Annotated in this window: 2 protein-coding genes; both read right to left on the reverse strand. The window is 50.5% G+C overall.

What is annotated here, in order from left to right; translation table 11 throughout:
- On the reverse strand, positions 1-1,399 hold a 1,399-nt coding region (locus FBQ85_28820; protein ID MDL1879137.1), incomplete at its 3' end, for a hypothetical protein.
- 149 nt (positions 1,400-1,548) lie between these two features.
- A partial coding sequence (locus tag FBQ85_28825; protein MDL1879138.1) for a DUF4982 domain-containing protein occupies positions 1,549-2,875 on the reverse strand: 1,327 nt, incomplete at its 5' end.

Genomic DNA, 2,875 nt, shown 5'->3' on the forward strand with positions numbered 1-2,875 from the left:
TATCCGGCCCTACCGGCGCCAGTGCTTCATCTACTTCCGTAATCGAAATTTTGCTGTACCCGTGCGCCACATAAATTTTTCCGTCATCGTCGAAGAATAAGCCGGGATCGTAAAACCCCTTTGGCAATTTTCTGATTTGCCAGGGGCCTTCGGCTTTGTCTGCGGTGCACAAAAAGCCGCCTTCATCGAGCGTGATGAATAATAAATAGAATTTGCCATTGTGGTATTTTAAGCTCGTTGCCCACTGTCCGTGCGAGTACCTGTTGCAGCCGTCGAGGTTATAGCAGTCGTGAAAATCGAATCTCGTTACGGCGTTGCTGCAATACTCCCAGTTGACCAGATCGTGCGATTTCAGAATGGTGACGCCGGGAAAGATGAACATGGTCGTCGACACAAAATAATAGACATCGTCCACCAGGATGACATCCGGGTCCGGGAAATCAGCGCTGATGATCGGGTTGGTGTATGTGCCGTCGCCGTTGTCGCTGTGGAATTTTAATCCCTTTAAATTCGATGAACCGGGTGCACCCCCATTGCCGTATTGCGAGAATGTTGAAGTGTCGACCGGCTTGAAAAGGAGCTGGCTGAACAAGTACAAGTCGTTTTTCCAAACCTTGAAGTCGTGGCCGCCTGGCTCGATATAAAAAATATGGGGAACGCCGTTTGCCTGCAAATAATCATGCGTGCGTTGGCTGAATCTAATCAGACGATCATTGTCGCCGCACGAAATCCACAGCAATTTTAGTTTCTTTTTCGCTTCGCCTGGATTCGGCACTAACTGTTCAGGAGCTTTGGTATTGGGCGCAGATGAGAAGCCGCCGGCCCAGGCAAATTTGTCGAGATTGCCTAATCCGAAATTCAATGCTTGTCCGCGGCCCATTGATAAGCCTGCAATGGCACGCTTCTCACGGTCAGTATAAACCGGGAATGTTTTTTCAATAAAAGGGATCAAATCGTTCAGCAGGTCTTGTTCAAACGTCGCAAACGCCTGCACTTTAACGGAGTCAAAGGGATTTCCAACCGCACGATCATCCTTCATGGCCCGGCCATTGGGCATGACGACAAGCATCGGCGCAATTTTGTTTTCAGCATAAAGATTATCCAAAATCACTTGCGGTTGGCCATTGATGAGCCATTCCTTTTCATCGCCGCCTATACCGTGCAAAAGATAGAGCACCGGATACTTTTTATCTTTTGAAAATCCCGGCGGCGTATAAATCATGGCTTTGCGTTTTGCGCCAACGGTTTTTGATTCATAGTAAATAGAATCAACTTTTCCGTGTGAAATATCAGCGCGCAAACTGTCAAAACCCAGCGGGGCATGTTTGACAATATTTTGTGCGTTAGCAAATACGCTGAACACAAATAAAGCGGAAATGGAAAGAGTTAGTCGTTTCATCTCCGTAGTCTGTTACAAGTGAAAACGTTGCAAAAAAAGCAAAAACTTTTTCCAAACTAATAGAAGGACCCAACGGAAAAAGCTTTTAACAGTTGGGTTCTTCTATCAGTTGGAGATTATCTTTTTGGTTGCGGCTCGTCCGCGTTGGGCTAAAGACTTTTAATAACCACGCGCGCTTCCTCCAGCCCCGGTGATTTCGCCGTAACCGTTATCGCACCGGACTCACTTGACTTCGAGCGAATGATAACTAAAGCCAAACCGTTGAACGCCTCGCGCTCGTGTGACGAGAACGGCACGAAATTCGTCGGATCGCCGTTATCTGTTGCGACGATCTCGCCGCTACCCTTTATCTCGAACTTGATTGGGTTCTTCGCGGTTGGCACGGTGAACCTATTCTTATCGGCCACTCGTACCGTGATGAAGGCCAAATCTTTTCCGTCGGCTCGAATCTTATCGCGGTCTGCTGATGCCTCCAGCTTCGCCGGTTCACCCGTAGTTCTGACAACGTTCTCGGCCCACTTTTCTCCGTTCTTGTATGCCACCACTTTCAATTCGCCTGGTTCGTATTTCACCTCGTCCCAGCGCAGGCGGTATTCATACTGCCCTTTTTTCTTTCGACCGAGCGACTTGCCGTTGATGAACAACTCGGCCTCGTCGCCCGAAGTAAAAATATGCACCGGTGTAACCTCCCCGATACGCTCCGGCCAATTCCAGTGCGGCAGGAGGTGCGCCATCGGCAGTTCCGGGCGCCAGTGCGACTGGTAAAGATAGAAGCGATCCTTCTTGAATCCCGCCAGATCGATGATGCCGGAATACGAGCTGCGGGACTCATAATATGGCGTCGGTTCGCCGAGGTAATCCCATCCGGTCCAGACAAACTCGCCGGCGACAAATGGATGCCGCGCAATGGAACCGAATACCTTGTCGGCAGATGAGCCAAAGTCGACAGCATGCAATTCGTATGAAGTCACATGGCGAATCTTCGAGTCGCCGCCTCGGCCATCCCGCACAATATCACTGTTCTTTTGCACGACGGGGAAAAGGTAGATGCCGCGGCTGCTGAACGCTGAGGCGGTTTCACTGCTGAGAATCACCTTGTCCGGGAATTTTGCATGGTTCGCCTCGTATTGCGGCGCAGTACGAATGCGGTTCGTCCCTTCAAATTCCGGCGATTGGCGAATCCCCTCGCCCTGATAGTTTAGGCTGATGACATCCAGGACAGCCGGCAAAGGCATATCGGGTTTGGCCCAATTCATTGCACAGGTGATGGGACGGGTGGAATCCTCCTCCTTCACAATGTCATACAGCCGCTTCGCCAGCGCAGCGCCGGCTTCGCCGGTATACTGCTCTCCAACTGCATTGCCGATGCTCCACATAATTACAGAAGGACAATTCCGGTCGCGTCGAACGAGCGCGCGCAAGTCTTGTTCATTCCAATCCGGAAAGAGTAGGTGAAAGTCGAGCGGCGTCTTATTC

This window comes from Cytophagia bacterium CHB2 (genome assembly GCA_030263535.1).
Lineage (GTDB): Bacteria > Zhuqueibacterota > Zhuqueibacteria > Zhuqueibacterales > Zhuqueibacteraceae > Coneutiohabitans.